Here is a 1,487-nt window from a genome sequence, read left to right as displayed (position 1 = left end):
GCTTCAGTTCTAGCGGTCGTTGCAACACTGCCTGGCTCAGGTGGTGAGTAGATCACGTAGACGCTCGGCTGGTGTATCCCAGCCGAGCGTCTTGCGTGGGCGGCCGTTGAGTTCCTGCGCGACGTGTTCGAGGTCTTCGGGACTGTGCAGGCTCAGATCGGTGCCCTTGGGAAAGTACTGCCGCAGCAGGCCGTTGGTGTTCTCGTTGGAGCCGCGCTGCCAGGGGGAGGCGGGATCACAGAAGTAGACCGGCATCCCGGTGGCGGTGGTGAACTGCTTGTGACGTGCCATCTCCGCTCCCTGGTCCCAGGTGAGAGAGCCGCGCAGATGCTCGGGGAGAGTCTGGATGGTGCGGACCAGGCCGTCGCGGACGGTATCGGCGTCGTGGGAGCTGGCGGGCAGGTGGACCAGCATGGTGTAGCGGGTGGTCCGCTCGACCAGAGTCGCGATGGCCGACCGGCCCTGGGCGCCGATGATCAGGTCACCTTCCCAGTGACCGGGCACCGCCCGGTCCTCGACCTCGGCGGGACGGCTGCTGATCATCACCATCGGGTCGTTGAACCTAGGGGTGCGACAGCTTGGGTCGCGTCGCGGCTTGCGCCGGGTGCGTCCGGTGCGGACAGCTGCCTGGACTTCCCGCTTCAGACCGCCCCTGGCCTGCAAATACAGTGCCTGATAGATCGTCTCCACGCTCACCCGCATGTCCTGGTCGTCGGGATGTGCCTTGATCAGAGCGTGGCAGATCTGTTCCGGTGACCACCGTCTGCGCAGTCCGTCCTGGACGAAGCTGCGCAGCGGGCTCTCGCGCTTGAGCTTGGGTTCCTTCGGTCGGGGCCTACGCGCGGCGGCGGCCCTGTGCGCCGCGTAGGGGTGGTAGCCGTTGGCCCCGGAGTTGGCCCGCAGCTCGCGGGAGATGGTGCTGGCCGGCCGCTCCAGGGCCCGCCCGATGGCGCGCAGCGAGTGGCCGGCGGCACGGAGATCGCGTATCCGCTCCCGCTCGGCGACCGTCAGGAACCGCGGGTGCAGCTTCTTCTCCAGGGCCTTCAGGCTGACCGGTCTCACCTGGTGTGCAGTCATGATCACACCGGACATCGTGACGGTACCCGTCGTGTAGTTCACACGCCGGCCGTCCAGATAGGCCCGTCCGTTGCGGCTCTTCCTGACGCCGTTGTCCCAGTCCTTCGCCGTGCGCTCGTTCACTCCCGTCCGCCTGGCGGCTTCTCGACGGGACAGACCCCGGCTCCGCAGCTGCTCGTACTCTTCGCGCCGCGGATGCCGCTGGTGTCCCACCTTGATTCCGGCCTTGTAGGCCAGGGCGAACGCGGTGTTCCGGTTCAGCCCCAGCTCACGAGCTGCGGCAGACACGCTCCCCAACGCATCCAGCCGCTCAAGGAAGCGCTTCTTCAGCGCTGGTTCGAGCCTCTTACCGCCCACGGTCCTCGCAACTCCCCACGTCGTGAGTGTTGCGAGGACCGCTAGAACCTAAG

1 protein-coding gene is annotated in these 1,487 nt (G+C 67.0%); it reads right to left on the bottom strand.

The genetic code is table 11. The features are described 5' to 3' along the window. Positions 1–36: 36 nt before the first annotated feature. Positions 37–1,233 (bottom strand): IS30 family transposase, encoded by a 1,197-nt coding sequence (locus ACFQLX_RS25645; RefSeq protein WP_386418915.1) that lies wholly within the window; start codon positions 1,231–1,233, stop codon positions 37–39. Positions 1,234–1,487: the final 254 nt, after the last annotated feature.

It is taken from the genome of Streptomyces polyrhachis, assembly GCF_042663125.1.
GTDB lineage: Bacteria > Actinomycetota > Actinomycetes > Streptomycetales > Streptomycetaceae > Streptomyces > Streptomyces polyrhachii.
Note: the sequence above shows the minus strand (reverse complement) of the source record. Positions and strands in the feature narration are given on the sequence as shown.